The 17,374-nt window shown below is 58.0% G+C and carries 17 protein-coding genes; 9 read left to right on the top strand and 8 right to left on the bottom strand.

Going from position 1 to position 17,374, the window contains the following annotated elements; all coding sequences use genetic code 11:
* Window positions 1-180 precede the first annotated feature (180 nt).
* From NTX71_00845 to NTX71_00815, 7 genes are all read left to right on the top strand, one after another.
* On the top strand, window positions 181-1,413 hold the full coding sequence (locus NTX71_00845; GenBank protein MCX6338453.1) for an aminotransferase class V-fold PLP-dependent enzyme: 1,233 nt from the start codon (window positions 181-183) through the stop codon (window positions 1,411-1,413).
* 6 nt (window positions 1,414-1,419) lie between these two features.
* The gene (locus NTX71_00840) at window positions 1,420-2,406 is read left to right on the top strand and encodes a glycosyltransferase (protein MCX6338452.1); all 987 of its coding nucleotides are present in this window, start codon (window positions 1,420-1,422) and stop codon (window positions 2,404-2,406) included.
* Between the two features lie 239 nt (window positions 2,407-2,645).
* Entirely contained in the window at window positions 2,646-4,091 is a 1,446-nt protein-coding gene (locus tag NTX71_00835) for a glycosyltransferase family 39 protein (GenBank protein MCX6338451.1), read from the top strand.
* Between the two features lie 420 nt (window positions 4,092-4,511).
* Window positions 4,512-5,444, top strand: a complete 933-nt coding sequence (locus tag NTX71_00830) for a formyltransferase (protein ID MCX6338450.1) — start codon at window positions 4,512-4,514, stop codon at window positions 5,442-5,444.
* Window positions 5,445-5,521: 77 nt separating this feature from the next.
* Window positions 5,522-6,481 (top strand): NAD-dependent epimerase/dehydratase family protein, encoded by a 960-nt coding sequence (locus NTX71_00825; GenBank protein ID MCX6338449.1) that lies wholly within the window; start codon window positions 5,522-5,524, stop codon window positions 6,479-6,481.
* A gap of 142 nt (window positions 6,482-6,623) precedes the next feature.
* Entirely contained in the window at window positions 6,624-7,526 is a 903-nt protein-coding gene (locus NTX71_00820; GenBank protein ID MCX6338448.1) for a class I SAM-dependent methyltransferase, read from the top strand.
* A gap of 78 nt (window positions 7,527-7,604) precedes the next feature.
* The gene (locus NTX71_00815; GenBank protein MCX6338447.1) at window positions 7,605-8,534 is read left to right on the top strand and encodes a polysaccharide deacetylase family protein; all 930 of its coding nucleotides are present in this window, start codon (window positions 7,605-7,607) and stop codon (window positions 8,532-8,534) included.
* On the opposite strand, the gene NTX71_00810 is transcribed toward NTX71_00815, so the two are convergent.
* Genes NTX71_00810 through rfbD form a run of 3 tightly spaced genes read right to left on the bottom strand, consistent with a single transcriptional unit; the run spans window position 8,519 to window position 11,222 of the window.
* A complete protein-coding gene (locus tag NTX71_00810; protein ID MCX6338446.1) occupies window positions 8,519-9,547 on the bottom strand; it encodes a hypothetical protein in 1,029 nt (342 codons plus the stop codon). The genes NTX71_00815 and NTX71_00810 overlap by 16 nt on opposite strands.
* Before the next feature lies 1 nt (window position 9,548).
* Window positions 9,549-10,319 carry a polysaccharide deacetylase family protein gene (locus tag NTX71_00805; protein MCX6338445.1) on the bottom strand — a complete coding sequence of 257 codons (771 nt, stop codon included), beginning with the start codon at window positions 10,317-10,319 and terminating at the stop codon, window positions 9,549-9,551.
* The gene (gene rfbD, locus NTX71_00800) at window positions 10,320-11,222 is read right to left on the bottom strand and encodes a dTDP-4-dehydrorhamnose reductase (GenBank protein ID MCX6338444.1); all 903 of its coding nucleotides are present in this window, start codon (window positions 11,220-11,222) and stop codon (window positions 10,320-10,322) included.
* 265 nt (window positions 11,223-11,487) lie between these two features.
* Between rfbD and NTX71_00795 the strand changes: the two genes are divergently transcribed.
* Entirely contained in the window at window positions 11,488-12,051 is a 564-nt protein-coding gene (locus NTX71_00795; protein MCX6338443.1) for an epoxyqueuosine reductase QueH, read from the top strand.
* On the opposite strand, the gene NTX71_00790 is transcribed toward NTX71_00795, so the two are convergent.
* From NTX71_00790 to NTX71_00770, 5 genes are all read right to left on the bottom strand, one after another.
* Entirely contained in the window at window positions 12,052-12,492 is a 441-nt protein-coding gene (locus tag NTX71_00790) for a bifunctional nuclease family protein (protein MCX6338442.1), read from the bottom strand.
* Window positions 12,493-12,573: 81 nt separating this feature from the next.
* Window positions 12,574-12,975 carry a four helix bundle protein gene (locus NTX71_00785; GenBank protein ID MCX6338441.1) on the bottom strand — a complete coding sequence of 134 codons (402 nt, stop codon included), beginning with the start codon at window positions 12,973-12,975 and terminating at the stop codon, window positions 12,574-12,576.
* 121 nt (window positions 12,976-13,096) lie between these two features.
* Window positions 13,097-13,591 (bottom strand): TIGR00725 family protein, encoded by a 495-nt coding sequence (locus NTX71_00780; protein MCX6338440.1) that lies wholly within the window; start codon window positions 13,589-13,591, stop codon window positions 13,097-13,099.
* 1 nt (window position 13,592) lies between these two features.
* A complete protein-coding gene (locus tag NTX71_00775; protein MCX6338439.1) occupies window positions 13,593-14,321 on the bottom strand; it encodes a polyprenol monophosphomannose synthase in 729 nt (242 codons plus the stop codon).
* A 57-nt stretch (window positions 14,322-14,378) separates the two neighbouring features.
* Entirely contained in the window at window positions 14,379-15,518 is a 1,140-nt protein-coding gene (locus NTX71_00770) for a glycosyltransferase family 9 protein (GenBank protein MCX6338438.1), read from the bottom strand.
* Between the two features lie 206 nt (window positions 15,519-15,724).
* Between NTX71_00770 and NTX71_00765 the strand changes: the two genes are divergently transcribed.
* Window positions 15,725-17,182: a hypothetical protein gene (locus NTX71_00765; GenBank protein ID MCX6338437.1), complete on the top strand. Its 1,458-nt coding sequence runs from the start codon at window positions 15,725-15,727 to the stop codon at window positions 17,180-17,182.
* Window positions 17,183-17,374 lie beyond the last annotated feature (192 nt).

Here is a 17,374-nt window from a genome sequence, read left to right as displayed (position 1 = left end):
CGTGTTCTCATGTCTAGCCCAGGCATCATCTCCACCTCCTAACAAACGATATACCAGCTTGTTAGGAGATATGTCACCACATTTTCGAGTACCTTTTACTTTTGAGTCAACGAATCCATTTGGAGTACTTTTATTATGAGGCAATGCGCCCCCTTGATTCTCTCAAGCCAAGCGACTATAATGGGCTCTTCAAAGGAGGAGTATTATCAGATGCGCCTGGGCAAAACCATTCACACCAAGCTCAACCGCACGCGCAAGGAGATGCTTCCCTTTTCACGACCCTCGCTTGGAGATGAGGAGATCGGTGAGGTCGTGCACTCGATAAAGTCCGGCTGGATCACCACCGGGCCAAAATGCCACCAGTTTGAAGAGGACGTGAAGCAGTACGTCGGCGCGCAACACGCCATCGCGCTGACCTCCGCCACCGCGGGCCTCCACCTGGCGCTGCTCGCCGCCGGCATCGGCAGCGGAGACGAGGTCATCACCACCTCGATGACATTTGCCGCCACCGCCAATGTGATCACGCTCGTGGGGGCGCGGCCCGTCTTCGTTGATATCGGCGATGACCTCAATATCAGACCCGACCTGATCGAGACAGCGATCACCCCAAGGACCAAGGCCCTCATGCCGGTGCACTTCGCGGGCTATCCCTGTGACATGGACAGGATCATCGAGATCGCCCGGCGGCACAACCTCATCGTCATCGAGGACGCCGCGCACGCGATCGGCACCGAGTACAAGGGACGGCGGATCGGCTCCATCGGCAACATCACCGTCTTCAGCTTCCACCCGATCAAGAATATCACCACCGGCGAGGGGGGAATGCTCGTCACCGACAATGCCGCATTCGCGGAGAAGGTGCGGTTGCTCAAGTTCCATGGGATACAGAAAGACGCATGGAAGCGATATGGGGCAAAGGAGATTCCCCAGTACGAGATTCTCTTCCCCGGCTTCAAATACAACCTCACGGACCTCCAGGCAGCCCTCGGCATCCACCAGATAAAAAAGCTCGATCGCTTCATCGAGCAGCGGACCCGCTATGCGGGGCTCTACTCCGAGCTTCTCAGAAACACTGAGGGGATCATGCTCCCTGAATTCCCTTTGCCAAAAGGCACCCGTCACGCCTGGCACCTGTACGTCATCCTCGCCGATATTGACCACCTCTCGATAGACAGGGACCGGTTCATGGCCGAGATGCTCGAGGCCAACATCGGCATAGGCCTGCACTTTCCCGCCATTCACCTCCAGCCGTACTACCAGCGCACATTCGGCTGCGCGCGCGGCACGCTGCCAAGGACCGAATTCGTATCCGACAGGATCTTCTCGCTCCCGCTCTACCCGGGAATGAGCGAAGCGGACGTCCGCGACGCCGCTTCTGCTGTCAGAGAGATCGCCTCGCGAAACAAGAGGTAACACCCTATGGAAAACAGCGGAACGGCATCAGTGCGGGATCGCACGTCTCGCGGCGCAGATTCACCCGCGGGATCCGTTGACATCTCCGTAGTGGTACCAGTGTACAACGAGGAAGAGAATATCCCCTCGCTCCACCGCAGGCTCGCGGAAACGATGGAAAGGCTCGGCAGGAGCTATGAACTTGTTTTCGTAGACGATGGGAGCTCGGACCGCTCGGTGGAGATCATCAACGGCCTCGCCGGGCAGGATCCACGAACCAGGCTCATCGAGTTCAACCGCAACTACGGCCAGCACGCCGCCGTCTTTGCCGGCTTCGAGCACTCGCGGGGCGAAATCGTCGTCACGCTGGACGCCGATCTGCAGAACCCGCCCGAGGAGATACCCAGGCTGATTTCGAAAATCGAGGAAGGATACGATATCGTGGGGGGGCTGCGAGGGCACCGGCGCGACTCAATCCTCAGGAAGGTTCCCTCCTGGCTCGTGAACCGCTTCATCGCGCGCGCCACGGGCGTTCGCCTGAAAGATTACGGCTGCATGCTGCGGGCCTACCGTCGCATGGTGGTGGATCAGATCGTGCGCTGCAACGAGATCTCCAGCTTCATCCCGACGCTCGCAACTTCCTTCGCGCGCTCCGTCACCGAGATCGAGGTCGCCCACGAGGAGCGGAGACGAGGCAAGTCCAAGTACAACCTCAGCCGACTGCTCAAGCTCAACTTCGACCTCGTCACGGGATTCTCGCTCTTCCCGATCCAGCTCATCAGCGCGCTCGGGATCATCATTGCGCTCCTGGGGATGGCCTTCGGCCTCTTCCTCTTCATCCGACGCATATTCCAAGGGCCCGAGGTCGAAGGGGTCTTCACCCTCTTTGCCCTCCTCTTCGTGTTCGTCGGGATCCAGCTCCTCGCCATGGGACTCATCGGCGAATACATCGGGCGCATCTACGCCGAGGTGAGGAACCGTCCCCGATACGTCATCAAGAGGATCAGCTCCTGACAATCGGCTGCACCTGATTTCTCTGACCCATCTGATCTATTTGTGTGGTAGGGGCGCGATCCTTCGGCTACGCTCAGGACAAGTTTTATCGCGCCCGGGCCACGTATGTTACATGGCAAGTTCGATACTTGCCCGCCATAGGCGGGAAACTTGTCCTGAGCGTAGCCGAAGGATCGAACCCCTACATAGCTCTGTTCATTTTCCAAAGCACGCACCTTCTTATCGAGAGAGGACATTCCATGAAGCCGGACCTTACTGTGCCGCAGCGTTCCAGCAGGCTGCCGTCGCTCCTCCTCATCCTCGCCGCCCTCTTCATTTTTTTCTTCCGCCTCGGCGGGCGCGGATTCGAAAACAAAGACACCATCTGGTACGTTGAGATCGCCTGGGAGATGCTCCGCTCGGGCGATTGGATCGTGCCCCGCTTCAACACCGTCATCTTCACGGAAAAGCCCATCCTCTTCATATGGGCGGTTGCCGGCCTCTCGCGGGTCGCCGGCGTGATCACCCCCTTTTTCTCGCGGCTTCCGTCGGCCCTCGCGGCGCTCGGCTGCACATTCCTCACGGTATCGCTCGGGAAAACGCTGTTCAACCGCAGAACGGGGCTCCTCGCCGGCTTCATCCTCTGCACGACGTACGCATTCGCATGGGAGGCGCGGACCTGTATGGTGGACATGCTGTTCACCTTCTTCGTGACGCTCTCGCTCTGCTTTTTGTACCGGGGATTCAGCGCGGGGGGGACGCGCGGGCAGCCGTTCATCCTCGCCTACCTCGCAATCGGTCTGGCCGCACTCACCAAGGGGCCTCTCGGCATCGTCTTCCCGGCACTCGTCTCCCTCGTCTATCTCGCCGTGGATCGCAGGCTGAGGCTCCTCCGCTCCATGCTGATCCCCTGGGGCATCCTCATCGTCATCGGGATGCAGGCTGCCTGGTATATTCCCTACCTCGCGAGGATCGGGCCCGAGGGGCGGCGTTTCTTCTACGAGATGTACGTCTACAAAGAAAATCTCCTGCGCTTCACCAGCGGCTTCGACCACTACGAGCCGTTCTGGTTCTACGGCCCCGCGCTCCTTTCCAATTTTTTGCCCTGGAGCCCGTTTCTGATTCTCTGCCTGTTCCTTCCTCGTGTGCCTGGGGGCAGCGGAGCCGCGCGCGACCGCCGTTATCCCGCTGTCTGGTTCCTGAGCCTGCTCGCTTTCCTCACGATCAGCAGCGGGAAGCACTCCCGCTACGCCCTCCCGCTCTATCCCGCAGCGGCGCTGCTGGTGGCTGATCTGTGGGACAGGGTGATAGATGCACGGAAATGGCGTGCCGCATTCATTACTATTGTCACTGCCTTCACCATCGGCTGGGGATGCTACCTGATGATCCTGCCCGCGCGCGACGCGAAACGGGACGAGCACCAGCGCCTCGCCAAGGAGCTCTCTCCCGCGGTGGGCGGCCGCCCGCTCGCAACATACGGGATTTTCAGCAGGAGGCTCGCCCTCGGATTCTTCATGGGCCGGCCGGTGATTTATATTGACCGCGAGTGCGAACTGTTAGATTATCTACGAGCCGAAGGGCGCGTGCTCTGCCTCATGGAAGCTGACGCGTATGAAGGATCGAAGGGTCGGCTGCCGCAATCGGTGAAGGTGGTGGGCAGGTCCCGCTACCGGGATATGGATCTCGTCCTCATCGCCAACCGCTGATCAAAGTTAGCCACGGATCGACACGGATAAACACTGATTTATGCTAAAGCAACTCTATTAAGGGATGGAACTGTTTCCATCCGTGAGAATCCGCGAAAATCCGCGGCAGGAGTTATGTTGTTAGGTTCTCTTCCAAGCTGTGTGGGTTTGATTTTGTAAAGCAATCCATGATATGTGAGCTCACCCAATTATGGAAACTAACATTCGCAACGCTTTTTTGTTGTTATCCCCTCTCCCCCAGGAGGGAGAGGGTGGGGTGAGGGCGATAAAAACAGTTCCTGGTTTCTCGTTGCTCGTTACTAGTAACCAGAAACTAGCCACCAGAAACTGTAGTTCACACCCCCACCTAACCTCCCCCGTCAGAGGGGGAGGGATTTACGTGATTTACCCACACAAAACGGAAGAGAACCTGTTGTTATAATGAAAATCATTGTAATGGGTTACCACAATATCGGCTATGCGTGCCTCCAGAAGCTCATCGAAATTGGAGCCGACATCACGGCCGTGGTGACCCACGCGGACAATCCCCGTGAAAACATATGGTTCAGGTCGGTGCGCGACCTCGCCTTCGAGCACTGTATCCCCGTGTACCAGCCTCCCGACGCCAACTCGCCCGAGATGGTCGCGGCCGTCAGGCGCATCGCCCCGGACATGATATTCTCGTTCTACTTCAGGCAGGTCCTCGGGAAGGAGCTGCTGGAGATCCCGCGCATCGGGGCATTCAACCTGCATGGCTCCCTCCTCCCCCGCTACCGCGGCCGGTGCCCCATCAACTGGGTGCTCGTGCACGGCGAGAAGGAAACCGGTGTGACGCTCCACCGGATGGAACTCAAGCCTGACCGCGGCGCCATTCTGGCCCAGCGGGTCGTGCCCATAGATTTCAAAGATACCGCCCTGACCCTTTTCGAAAAGATGACCGTAGCCGCCGCTGAACTCATCGCCGACATCTACCCGAAGATGCTCACAAGCGAGATCCGAGAGCTGCCGCAGGAGCAGCGGCAGGCATCCTATTTCGGCGGCCGCACGGCAAAGGACGGCCGGATCGACTGGTCGCGGCGAGCGACTGAGATCTACAACCTCGTGCGTGCCGTGACGCATCCGTATCCTGGCGCGTTCACGGAGGCGGGAGGGCGGAAGCTCTTCATCTGGTGGGCGGAGCCGGACGAGGAGGCTCCTACTGAAGATTCGAAACCGGGAGAGATCATCGCCCTGCGCGCCGGCGAGGGGATCGTGGTGGCAACCGGGAAAGGGATCCTGCGTCTCAAAAAAATCCAATGGGAAGGAGAAGGCGAGATCGACGCGGAAACGCTCCCACGGGGAAGCGCCCTTGCTCCTGGAGCCTTCTTGAGATAGAATAGGCGCTGTATTCGCGGCTCTCATGCGCATTCCCGTGTGGATTATTCACCACTCAATCAACGGAGGACTGACTGATGAAAGTATTGATTACCGGGGGAGCCGGATTCCTCGGCTCGCATCTGGCTGATGCCTTTCTCAATGAGCGGCACGAGGTCTCCATTCTCGATACCGGCTCGAGCTTCAAGATCAAACACCTGCTCGAGAACGCAAAGTTCCACTATATACACGACACGATCTTCAACCTCGAGATGCTCGAGTCCCTCATCATCAAGTGCGATCTCATCTACCACATGGCGGCCGTGGTCGGCGTCGAACACTACGTCGCCGATCCGTACGCCGTCCTCAACGTGAACATCAACGGCACCCAGAACGTGCTGCGCCTGGCGCACAAGCACAATAAAAAGGTCGTCTTCACTTCCACCTCGGAGGTGTACGGACGGAATCCCAGGGTCCCGTGGGATGAGGACGACGACCGGGTGCTCGGCTCCACCCGGATTGACCGCTGGTGCTACTCGACCTCCAAGGGAGTCGGCGAACACTTCTGCCACGCATACAGGAAAATGGGCTTGCCGGTGGTGATCGTGCGCTACTTCAACGTCTATGGCCCGAGGCTGGACAAGATAGACGTGGGCCGGGTGCTCACCATTTTCATCGGCCAGCTCTTGAGGAATGAGCCTGTCACCGTTATCGGAGACGGGAGCCAAACCCGTTGTTTTACCTACATTGACGATGCGATAAGGGCAACCGTCGCGGCGGGCCTGAAGCCCGAGGCTGAGGGCGAGATATTCAACATCGGAACGGACGTCGAGACCACGATCAAGGAGCTCGCTGAACTGATGATCAAGGTCTCCGGTGCGAAATCCAAGGTCAAGTTCGTCACGAAAGAGTCCATCTACGGGGAGAGCTACGAGGATATCCAGCGGCGCGTGCCGAAGGTCGGGAAGATGAACCGCATCCTCGGCGTCAGGGCGGAGACATCTCTCGAGGAGGGGCTGCGTCAGACGTGGGAATGGTTCAAGGCCTTCGCGCAGTAGTTCTTAATCGGATTGAAACCCCGGTCATTCACAAAGGGAGCGCCATTTGTCTTCCGCCAGCCCTGATCGTAATCGACCATCGCGAGTTCACTCTCTCAGATATCTGGTACTCGAAGCGCATGCTCCACGTTAAAAAACGCCAATGAATGCCAGCGCACACGAAGAATTTCTCTACGAGCTTTTTTCCGAAGGCACTGACATACCCGGCTACTACAGGCTGAAGCGCTGCCTCATCGACTTTGAGGCGATCAAGGCATCCGTTAGCTCAGTGCTTGATGCGGGTTGCGGGAGCGGAGCGAAATGCATCTACCTTGCCCGGTATAATCCGGCATTAGAAATCGTCGGCATAGATATAAATCAGGGCGCACTCGATCACGCGGAATATTTGAGGATAAAACGTGAGCTCCCCAATGTGCGTTTCTCCACAAAAGACCTTGCGGGAACAGTTGATCAAAAAACATTTGATTTAGTTATCGTTTCTGATGTCTTGGAGCATATAGAAAATGACAGACGGTTTGCCGCGAACGCAGACAGCATGCTCAGTCCTGGCGGATTCGTGCATATCAGTGTGCCGAGCTGTGAGCACGACTATGATTTCAGCACGCTCACTCCTCCAGAGCAAGGCGATGTGCGCCAGTGGATGAGGGATATAGGCCATGTGCGGCTGGGATATACCCCTGATGGGCTTACCTCATTGTTCCCGGGGTATGAAGTCATAAAAATGAAGCGCGTGGGCAATTGCTGCTGCAAGCTGGCCTACTTCTTTTGGGAAAAATCAATATTCGATCCCCAGAGAAAGAAACCCGCCGAACTGAAACGGGAGTACACGTTTCCCTTTGTTGAGTTCATTGATCTACTCATACATAAATATCTCGTCAAAGACAAAACTCCTTCTCCACCGGATTGCAGATCAATGAACAAGCGGATGTTCCTCCAGGCGATACGCACTATCGATCTTGGAATCGAGTGGGAGAATAAAGGACGCCTCGACAATCGCTATCTCATTGAAGAGGAAATTTGCTGTCTTCTGAGAAAGCCGCTTTGAACGGTGCGGTTGCCAGCGCAACGCGCAGGCGATTGGCAATCTACGTCGCTTATCTCAGTCGGAGGGATGGTAACGGAAATGTCGACACTGGGAATCAAAGTTGACGTCGATACGCACCGCGGTATGAAGGAAGGCGTGCCGCGTCTCATCCGCATCTTCTCTGCGCATGGTATCCGGGCGAGCTTTTTCATCTCAATGGGGCCGGACAACTCAGGGAAGGCGATCTTTCGCTTCTTCACGAGGCGCGGGTTTCTTAAAAAGATGCTGCGCTCCAACGCCGTCGGAATGTACGGCATCCGGACCGCGCTCTCCGGCACGCTCCTCCCGGCCAGGCAGATCGCTCGATCATTCCCCGATATTTTCCGTGCGCTCATCGAGCACGGCCACGAGGTCGGCATCCACGGCTACGACCATGTGAGGTGGCATGACCGCCTTCCTCGCATGAGCTACGAAGAAACGCGGGAAGAGATCCGGAAGGCGTGCGACGCTTACCAAGAGATCACGGGACGCAAACCGGGAAGTTCCGCGGCGCCCGGGTGGACCTGCTCCCCTCACCAGCTCGCGATACAGGATGGCCTTCCGATGCGGTACCACAGCGACAGCCGTGGTGAATGCCCCTTCTTCCCCGTAATGGAGGGCCGCTCGTACTCCCATCTCCAGATCCCCACCACGCTCTCCACATTGGATGAACTCCTCGGCTCAGGCGGATGCCGCAGCGAGGATGACCTTGCGTGCCACTATGTTGGAAGGATTATGGCTGCCCCATCGAACGTTCTCACGATACATGCTGAAGCCGAGGGCATGGCGTGGGCCGAATGGTGTGATCAATTGCTGGGCGAACTTGCCGGGAAAGGTGTCACGTTCGTGCGCCTGTGCGAGATCGCTGACGCCTCACTCGCCGATCCGGCCCGCGTCCCGCACTGTGAGCTCAGGATGGGCGAGATTCCCGGCCGCGCAGGGCAGGTTGCCCTCCAGATCAGGTCGGAGAGTGATCAATCCAGGTCGTAGATGTCGCTGATGACGTACCAGGTCACGAGCGCGGTCACCTCGGCGAGCTTCGCCGCCTCTTCAGATCTCACCATCACAAGGCCATAGTTGCGGGAGACGGCCTTCAGCCGCCGGATGATCTTCCTCACCGAGTTCTTGTTTGAGTGCATGATCCAGTGGGCGACGCCGTCAACGATTGCTTCCCTGAATCGCCTGAGGAAATCGGCTGCCGGCACGTGGTACTCCCTCCGGCGCACCCTGCGGATGAATATCTGGCTCAGGTCCTTTATATACTCCTCCATCTCCTCCTCGCTCAGGGCCGAAACCGGTTCGACGTCGTAGAGCTCGGCGAGCATCCGCCGGTCCTTCTTCGCCGGAGCATCGTACCCGATCTTCCTCACGAGCGGAGCCTGGCTCGCAACCTGCCTCATGACGATGTCCACGTAGATGAGTTTCTCTATTGCGGCCCAGCCGCTGTAGCGCCTCCTCCAGTTGAGGCCCGGCGTGAGCCAGACGGCGAATGATTCCGCCCAGTCGTCGTCCGGGTGCCGCTGCGCGTACAATGGATCGAGGTGCCGGACATGCTTCTTGCTCCACGGCTTCGTGTCGTAGGTCTTTGGGTAGCGCTTGTAGAAATCGCCAAACATGGATTTCCAGTCTTTGCGCGCGTGAAGCTTGTAGGCGTAGTTGATTGCGTGCCCGGTCTCATGCCGGAGGACCTTCATGATCTCGGTTTCGTCCTCGACGTCGCCATAGTAGTCGTAGTGGAGCTTCATCAACTCAGGGGTCGAGAGGTAGAAGGGGATTTCTACGCAGATCGTCCCGTTCACGCATCCCCAGCCATCGCTGATGTCCGAGCCGAGGTAAAATCGCGGCCTGAACCTGATCTTCCTTTTCTTGAGCTCTCTATAGTGCTCAAGGATGCAGTCTCGCAAAACTCCTTCAATTTTCAGCGGGAGGTCGCAGACGCGCGTTTTGAGGAGCTCGTACTGGCGAATTTCCTTGAGCGACTTAACCGTTTTTCTTGCCATCATTTTATTTTTCTTTGGGATTTGGGATTTTCGATTTGGGGTTTACTAGTATATATTCTTTATTCCCCGAACGCAATTCCTTATAAAATACGTAATATCCTGAGAGAGAGGCAGCTAGAACAATTCTTCTGTTCATCCTGTAGGTCATCGTCACCCGCTTGAGGGCAAAGGGGTCGCCGTCAGGCCAGAGCCTCCCCGGGGCGTTGCAGCACGCCCCCCGATAGCCGGCCTCCTCAACCAAGTCCCTGACAGCCCTGTTGAGAAACCCGTAGGGATAGCAGAAGAGCGGGACCTCCTCCCCGAGACCGTCTTCGAGCGTCCTCTTGCAGTCGCTTATCTCGCCGCGCGCCTCGTGGAGCGGAATCTCCGTGAGGCGGGGATGGCTCACGCTATGAGCCCCGAATCGAATTCCCGCCCGCCCCATCTCCCGGATCTCCTTCCACCCGAGGTAGCCTTCCAACCCTATCCGGCCGGACACGAGAAAGATTGTGGCGGAGAATCCACAGCGCTGGAGTATCGGAAAGGCATGTGTGTAATTGTCATACCAGCCGTCATCAAAAGTGATCGACGCGGTCTTGGCCGGCTGCTTTCGCCCCGCGCGAATATCCTCAACGACCCTCGCAAAATCAGTCACACGAAAACCAGCTTCCCTGCAGTAGAGGAGCTGCTTCGCAAAGGCCTCCGGATCGAGGTACGAACGGGAGAGGCGCCCGATGCTCCCCAGGTGGTGGTAGAGAAGGATGGGGGTCAGTCTCCTCGGAAAATATCGCATCATCTAACTCCACTCTATATTTTTCATCTCTTCCGCAACAGCCCGCAGCCCGTCCACCACCCCCTTAAACCTGATCTGGAGCTCGCGCTCCGCCCTGCGGCCATCGAGCGAATTGTCCTTCGGCCTCGGCATAAGATTCCTTAAATCCTCCATGCGCACTGGCCGAAGGAGCCGTAGAGGAAAATGAAACACATCCACGAGGCGAGTCCCAAATTCATAGCGATTCATCCTCTCGGGCCCGGCGAGATGATACACCCCCGCGATCTCAGGGCGCTCGATCATTTTTTCCACGGCCAGGCAGACATCTCCGACAAATGTGGGCGTGCGAAACTGATCCGTGAACAGGTTAACGCGTTCGCCCTTCTCGAGCCGCCGCAGCATCCACTGGAAAAACGACCCGTGCGCGCGGCTGCCCGCCCCGTACATGAGGGCGAGCCTCGCGATCACCGCCCGAGGGCAACAGTCACGTGCCCACGTCTCCCCGGCGAGCTTCGTTTCACCGTACCAGTTGACGGGATGGGGCGCTTCCTCTTCACTGTACATGCCCTTCCGTCCGTCAAATACCATGTCGGTTGAAAAGTATATCAAACGGGCGCCGACCTCAGCCGCCAGCTCCGCGACAATCCGAGATCCCTCCGCGTTGATCGCTGCCGCCCTCTCCCGCTCCCGCTCGCACAGGTCGACGTCAATGAGCGCGGCAGCGTTGAGAATCACCTCCGGGGAACACCTCCTCACGAGTGCGGCCGCGTCGCTTTTTGAAGCGAGGTCAAGTTTCTCCATGCGGCATCCATCACGTTCGACCGGATTCCTGCCGAAAGTCCCCGTCACCTCGTACGCCCCGCGCAACTTTTTTGCGAGATTCCAGCCGAGGAAGCCACTCGCCCCTACAATCAGCACCTTCCGCATTTAAAATATCAGCCTCCGTAACCGCTCAGTGAAGCACTGATACGCACGCTGCTGTCATTGCGATCCCGCCTTGGCGGGAGAAGCAATCTCACTTAAAGGGCTTTCAGAGGGGGATTGCCGCGTCCCGAAAGCTTTCGGGACTCGCAATGACAGCCGGCTATCATTGTCAGTGCCTGACTGAGGCATTACCAGCCTCCTCATACACCCATTGTTCCACGCTCGCCCCCGGGCTATAATAGAGGCACGCCCCGAGGCCTCAGTCAAGATGGATAAACCGAAACTCCTGCTCCACATATGCTGCGCTCCATGCTCGACGCATGTGCTCAACCTGCTCACCGGCACGTGTGACGTGACCGGATACTTTTACAACCCCAACATCCATCCCGAGAGCGAATACCGGCGCCGGCTCGCGGAAGCAGAACGCCATTGCAGGGACAAGAATATACGCCTCCTCCCCTCGATCTATGAGTCCGGCGCCTGGTTCTCTCTCATCAAGGGATGCGAAGCCGAGCCAGAGGGAGGAGCGCGGTGCGCCGTCTGTTTCCGCGTGAGGCTCGAGGAGACAGCCCGCGCCGCGGCTGCTCATCACCTTGAATGCTTTGGGACCACGCTCACCATCAGCCCCCACAAAGACGCGGCCCTCGTCAACCGCATCGGGCTGGAGGCGGGGGAGCGTCACCACCTCCGCTTCCACGAGGCCGATTTCAAGAAGGGGAACGGCTATGGGGAAAGCTGCCGGCTGAGCCGCGCCCTCGGTCTCTACCGGCAGAACTACTGCGGCTGTGTCTTCAGCAAGGCGATGACGCGCGCCGGCCATCCGCAATACTAATCACGCATCATCCCCCTTATCCTTGAAAAAATCACCGACGTCGTTGACCGCATCGAGGACATGGGGCGCGACATAGATTCGCGCCCCCTGCTGCAGCGCGATCGCCAGGCAATCGCTCGGCCGGGCGTCAATCTCCACTATCCTCTTGCCCGCCTCTCCCTCGCCGCTGAGGAACAGGCGCGCGAAAAAGGTGTTGTCGCGCAGGTCATTGATCACCACCCTGTCCACCCTCACCTCGAGCCCCTTGAGGATATTGCCGATGAGATCATGGGTGAGCGGTCGTGGCTTCTTCGCCCCCTCAATGAACATGTAGATTGCCGAGCCCACCTCCTGGTCCACGTAGATCACGAATGTCTTCTTGCCATTCTGCAGGAAGATCGCGAACCCGCCCGCGGTGGGGGCAACGCTCCGTATCTTTATTTCGACCAATCCGTTGTGCATGGCATTCAAATCCCAAATCCCAAATCCCAATAATGCATAGAGAAGAAAAAAGATACGCGCGTAAAAGGATCGGGGTGGTGTTCATGCTTTAACCTTTGCGATGATCGAGCTAAATATCTTGATCATCTCTTTGCTCTCCTGGATGTCACGGGCGAGCAAGGCTTCATCAATGTACTTCCCGGCAACGAGGCGCAGCCAATAATTTGTCTCCCTTGCTTCTTTTCGAGCAATGACTATCTTATTACGGAAGCCGGGTCTCGTAAACGAACCGTCTGCCTCCTCGACATTTGCTCCCACAGAAGTACCCGCTTTTATGAGCTGAACCCTGATGGCGTTGCACGTCGGATTGCCGGGCAGCATCTCGGCAATCTCAAGAATCCTCCTCGCAAAAAGAAACGCCCTTTCCCTAATATCATAGACCGCTTTGTTCTCTCGAATGAGCAGGAACTCACTTGTCCCTTTTGCCGCCTTGCCGTTCTTCACTTTCCTAACCTCTGCTGGCATTTGGGATTTGGGATTTTCTTCACCTTCATTTACATCTCCCGCCAAGCCGATGTTCCACGTACCAGAATAATAGCACGTAATGACGATTTGCCAATCAACGCTATATTGGGATTTGGGATTTGGGATTTTGGATTTTCTTCATCGCTTCTTCCACCGCCTCTTCCGGCGTTTTTACCATGACCATCCTCGTCTCACTCGCGTCGATTTTCGCGATATCCCACGTGCCCAGACCGATGAGGGGAACACCCAGGTTAAGGGCATAGGCGATTTCGGAGAGCGTGCCATACGAACCGCCGATGGCGATAACGGCGCGCGCGCTGCGCACAATAACGATGTTCCGCGCATACCCCATACCGGTGACAATGGGGATATCGATATACAGATTGGCATGTCGGGGGTCATCACCCGGGAGTACGCCGATCGTCAGCCCTCCTTCCTCTCTGGCGCCCCGCGCCGCCGCCTCCATGACGCCGGTGAGCCCCCCGCAGATCAGCACCGCTCCCCTCCGTGCGATCAGCCGGCCGACCTCATAGGCATCCCGTGCCGCCCTCCGGTCCGCTCTCGAAGCCCCGATGACCCCGATTATCGCGCCCATACTACGCCGCCGCACTCCCCCCTCCCCTCTTGAATTCAGAGAGCCGCAATGTCATGGCTTTAAAACAATACTTCACCAGTGTGAGCGCGTTGAGCTTTGAACTGCCCGCCCGACGCACGCGGAAAACGATCGGCACCTCGGCGATACTCAGACCCTTGCGTTTGCTGCGGAACAGGATCTCGGTAATAATAAAAGGGTCGCTCGCCCTTATCTCCTCCGCCATCAGAGAGGAGAGCGCCTCCCGCCGGAAGCAGCGGTAGCCCGAGGTTGGATCACACACCGGGATCCAGAGGATCCATTTCAGGTACTGCCGCGCGAGCGAACTCACCGCGCGGCGCGCGAGCCCCCGCTCCTCATCGCTTCCCCCGGGAACGTAACGCGATCCGATGACCAGGTCGGCCGATTCAGATGCCTCCAGAAGCGCGGGGAGATACGCGGGATCGTGCGAAAAATCTGCGTCCATCTCGACAATGCGGTCAGCGCCCATCGCGAGCGCCTTTTTGAAACCATCGAGCCCCGCGAGCCCGCGCCCCCGCTTCTCCCTCCGAAGCAATAAGTGCACCCGGGGGTTCTTCACCTGTGCTTCCTCAACGAGTTTCCACGTGCCGTCGGGCGAATCATCATCCACGACAAGGGCCTCCAGGTCCCCAGGCTGCTTCAGCACCTCGGCGAGGAGGGGCATGATGTTTTGAGCCTCGTTGTAGGTGGGGATGACGACAATCGTTTTCATGTCATAAGAGAGCGGCGCGCACAGTCCCTATCCTGGCCACCTGCGATCCCGCTCGCATTATCCCGCGAGGATTTTCCCGACCGCTTCGCGAGCGATATCGGCGCTGATCATACCCATACAGGACGGCGTGCGGCCGCATGTGCGGCGGTAGCAGCAGGTGCAGTCCGCATCCGACACGATTTTCACACCGCGGCCGTACACGTCAATCTCCGCAGCAGAGGTCGGGCCGAAGAGGCCGATGACCTTCTTCCCCAGGCCGAGCGCCACGTGGAGGCCGAGGGTATCACTCGTCACCAGCACGTCGCACAGGTCAACGAGGGACACGAACTCCCTCACGCTGTTACGGCACCCGGTGTCGATCAGGCCCTCGCCCGCCCCCTCTTTGATCTGTGCATTGCGCGCGGTTTCCTCCTCTCCCCCGAACAGCAGGACCGTCCATCTCTTCTCGGCGAGGAGGCCTCGTATGAAATCCACACACTGCGGGATGGGCCACTGCTTCATCGGCCAGCGGTTGCCGCTTCCGGTGTTGACGCCGATGACCGCATGCCCCTTCCCCGACTTCACCTCCTGAGCAGGCAGTCCCGCGCGCTCTGCAAAGCGGCGGGCAAACGCCTTTTCTGCATCTGTCAGGCGCAGCACAATCTCCTGGTCCAATCCCTTGAGGCCGCAGATCTCCATCACAATCTCCTGATAGGTCCGCGTGTTTCTCTTCTTGATGTCGTCGAAAAGGCCCATCAGAAACCACTCCCTCGCCTCGAGATTGAACGGGAAGACCCGGCCACACGCATCCAGGCCGAAGCCTTTCTTGATCCTCCCCTTCGCGAGGCTCCCCAGCGCGGCGCTCCGTGGAGCGGCATCGAGACAGAGGACGAGATCAAACCTCTCGGCGCCGAGGGTCCCCAGCGCATCCGCCCCATAGGCGATCACCCTGTCAATAAAGGGATTGCTCTCAAGGAGCGGGACGGCATCAGGCATGGTGATCCAGGTGAGCTGGGAGCGCCCGCGCTTCTTCTTCAATGCGGGGAGGATACAGGTCGTGCGCAGCACGTCCCCGAGCGCATCAAGCTTGACAATCAATACCCGTTCCTTCACCGGCTTGTAGAAAGAGCACTGCGCACAGTGCACCCCCTCTTTCTTGTGTGGAGCGCACGGTCTGTCCCAGCGCAGAAATCGGCAATCAGCTTTAACTCTTTCCATAAGCGGTCATTTTACCATCCCAAGGCTCTACCGTGTATGTTAAAATGAGGCGCCGCGATTGTCATTGCGAGGAGTCCGGCATGCATCGGTGTCGCATGACGGGCGACGCGGCAATCTCGTGGGGTAATCTAACGTATAATCCCAATGAGCCCCTGGATTGTAGGGATTGGATGCATCGAACCCCACGTAGTAATTTACCGGGCATCATGAGATTACATAAAAATGCAATCCCACTGGCGGTTTTTGTCCTCTCCCTCGCCACTTTTTCCCTGGCACGTTCCAGGCTCGTGAGGCTCGGCGCCGAGGGTCCGGCACAGGCATATCTTCTCACGGGTGATGAGCCTTCCTACATGCTCCTCGCGCACAGCCTGGTGACAGATGGGGATTTCAATCTCTATAACAACCGCGTCAATAAGGACGGGCGGTTCTTCGGCATGGAGCGATGCGATGAGCACGGGGCGCGTAAGGACTGGGGAAAAAAAGAGATCTATTCCATTCACACACCCGGCCTGGCGATATTGATTGCTCCCGCGTACGCGCTCGGCCTGCATGGCCCCCTCGCGCCCCGGACCGCCGTATGTCTCTTCATGAACCTCATCGCCGCTTTGCTCGCAGTCAACGTCTATCTCTTTTGTTCAGAGATCACCGGGGAGGGTGAAACCGCTTATCCCCGCACGGGGAAACCGTGGGCGGCACTGGCGTGCACCGCGGCCGTCGTATTTACACCGCCGGTCATTTTCTACTCAAACCTCGTGTACCCGGAACTGCCCGCGGCGTTGTTGATACTCTATGCCTTTCGTCACGCTTCGCCGATTCGCCGACTCGCCGATTCGCCGTCTCTCCGATCCCCCGACTCGCCGTCTCATCTTCTGTCTTCACTTGCCATTGCGGCGCTCCCCTGGCTCTCATTCCGGTTTTTCCTCCCCGCGCTCATTCTGCTCTGGCTCTTGCTGAAAGGGGCGGGAGGGGGAGGAGATACACGAGAGCGGCGCTCAATCGTCTTTGTCATCCCATTTTGCATTTCCCTCATCTTCTTTTCCTACTACCAGTACCTCGCGTTCGGAACGCTCAATCCCGCGGCGGGATACGTCTACCAGGATTTTGCCCGCCGCGGATTCTTCAGCAAAGGCATGCTCGACGGCGCCTTCGGCCTGGCACTCGATGAGGGACATGGCATACTCACCTGGTCGCCCATCTATATACTCTCGCTCACGGGCCTGCTGCTCCTTATCCGGGAACGTCGGCAGCTCGGCCTATGGCTCTTGCTCGTGCTGCTCGCCATCTATCTCCCGGGAGCAAACTTCGTCTTCTGGTGGGGAGGATTTGCGCCGCCGCCGCGATACCTGGTGGTGCCCGCGCCTCTGCTCGGGGCGCTGCTCTGCTATGCGCTGTCGAGGAATCCCAGAACCCCTTTCATAGCCCTGTACGGCCTCCTACTGGCGGCGAGCCTCCTGTTTGGTTACATCGGCTGCCGTCACCCCGGCCTGCTCTACAGACACAGGCACATTGTCACCAACTACCGCCCGCGCCTTATGACCAGGGTATTCCCATCGTTCATGAGAAAGCGAGGCTCGACCTGGCCCCTGGCAGCGGTGTGGGGTTTAGTCATAGTGATACTAAATGGAACTTTTGTCCTCAGATGGAACAAGGAAAATAGACAGTAGCCGCTCCCCTCCTTTACCGTAGCGCACCTTTGGGGGTGAGCTTCTAATTTAGGCTCATGACGGAATTTTGTGATGCTTATACCAGTCAGAACGAACACAATTCGCCACAAACGGCCTTATTTTTCGCATAAATCACGTTGTTTGCTTTTGTCCAGTATCTCCCAAGATAATAGGAGCTGGGTTTTTCACCTA

Source organism: Candidatus Auribacterota bacterium, assembly GCA_026392035.1.
In the GTDB taxonomy this organism is placed as follows: Bacteria; Auribacterota; Tritonobacteria; order UBA1439; family UBA1439; genus JAPLCX01.
This window is presented reverse-complemented; position numbering and strand designations above follow the sequence as displayed.

Excerpts from the sequence above, each read along its gene's own strand:
- NTX71_00845 (MCX6338453.1), top strand. The coding sequence starts at position 181 with ATGGGCTCTTCAAAGGAGGAGTATTATCAGATGCGCCTGGGCAAAACC.
- NTX71_00840 (MCX6338452.1), top strand. The coding sequence starts at position 1,420 with ATGGAAAACAGCGGAACGGCATCAGTGCGGGATCGCACGTCTCGCGGC.
- NTX71_00835 (MCX6338451.1), top strand. The coding sequence starts at position 2,646 with ATGAAGCCGGACCTTACTGTGCCGCAGCGTTCCAGCAGGCTGCCGTCG.
- NTX71_00830 (MCX6338450.1), top strand. The coding sequence starts at position 4,512 with ATGAAAATCATTGTAATGGGTTACCACAATATCGGCTATGCGTGCCTC.
- NTX71_00825 (MCX6338449.1), top strand. The coding sequence starts at position 5,522 with ATGAAAGTATTGATTACCGGGGGAGCCGGATTCCTCGGCTCGCATCTG.
- NTX71_00820 (MCX6338448.1), top strand. The coding sequence starts at position 6,624 with ATGAATGCCAGCGCACACGAAGAATTTCTCTACGAGCTTTTTTCCGAA.
- NTX71_00815 (MCX6338447.1), top strand. The coding sequence starts at position 7,605 with ATGTCGACACTGGGAATCAAAGTTGACGTCGATACGCACCGCGGTATG.
- NTX71_00810 (MCX6338446.1), bottom strand. The coding sequence starts at position 9,547 with ATGATGGCAAGAAAAACGGTTAAGTCGCTCAAGGAAATTCGCCAGTAC.
- NTX71_00805 (MCX6338445.1), bottom strand. The coding sequence starts at position 10,319 with ATGATGCGATATTTTCCGAGGAGACTGACCCCCATCCTTCTCTACCAC.
- rfbD (MCX6338444.1), bottom strand. The coding sequence starts at position 11,222 with ATGCGGAAGGTGCTGATTGTAGGGGCGAGTGGCTTCCTCGGCTGGAAT.
- NTX71_00795 (MCX6338443.1), top strand. The coding sequence starts at position 11,488 with ATGGATAAACCGAAACTCCTGCTCCACATATGCTGCGCTCCATGCTCG.
- NTX71_00790 (MCX6338442.1), bottom strand. The coding sequence starts at position 12,492 with ATGCACAACGGATTGGTCGAAATAAAGATACGGAGCGTTGCCCCCACC.
- NTX71_00780 (MCX6338440.1), bottom strand. The coding sequence starts at position 13,591 with ATGGGCGCGATAATCGGGGTCATCGGGGCTTCGAGAGCGGACCGGAGG.
- NTX71_00775 (MCX6338439.1), bottom strand. The coding sequence starts at position 14,321 with ATGAAAACGATTGTCGTCATCCCCACCTACAACGAGGCTCAAAACATC.
- NTX71_00770 (MCX6338438.1), bottom strand. The coding sequence starts at position 15,518 with ATGGAAAGAGTTAAAGCTGATTGCCGATTTCTGCGCTGGGACAGACCG.
- NTX71_00765 (MCX6338437.1), top strand. The coding sequence starts at position 15,725 with ATGAGATTACATAAAAATGCAATCCCACTGGCGGTTTTTGTCCTCTCC.